This window comes from uncultured Nonlabens sp. (assembly GCF_947495285.1).
Taxonomy (GTDB): Bacteria; Bacteroidota; Bacteroidia; order Flavobacteriales; family Flavobacteriaceae; genus Nonlabens.
The window spans coordinates 1-359 of the sequence record NZ_CANLXZ010000095.1 but is presented as its reverse complement, the minus strand read 5'-3'; the positions used below and the strand labels follow the sequence as shown (position 1 = coordinate 359).

1 protein-coding gene is annotated in these 359 nt (G+C 40.9%); it reads right to left on the bottom strand.

Going from position 1 to position 359, the window contains the following annotated elements:
- Positions 1-341: reverse transcriptase domain-containing protein (locus Q0838_RS14275; protein WP_298956564.1), on the bottom strand; the 341-nt coding region annotated here is incomplete at its 3' end.
- Positions 342-359 lie beyond the last annotated feature (18 nt).

Here is a 359-nt window from a genome sequence, read left to right as displayed (position 1 = left end):
CGACTTATCGATGGGGTAAATCCCAAATGAAAGTTCCCAAAGTAGCCCTTGACCATTCTAGGCTTAAATGTAAAGCCTAGAAAATCAAATGTTACATAGTGCACCTTAAACGGTGGATGCTTCTTTTGGTTGCGTTTGCAATACACGATATTGCTCTTGCCCGCTTTTATCTCCAATTTACATTGCTTAAATCGGGCTTTTACTGCTTCCAACGTCCGCAAGGCTTGTTTAAAGTTATTGCAATGGATGATAATATCATCGGCATAGCGTTCAAACTTTACCTCGGGGTGGTGCTTCTCTAGCCACTTATCAAAAACCACGTGCAAAAAGATGTTTGCCAATAATGGGCTTATTACACC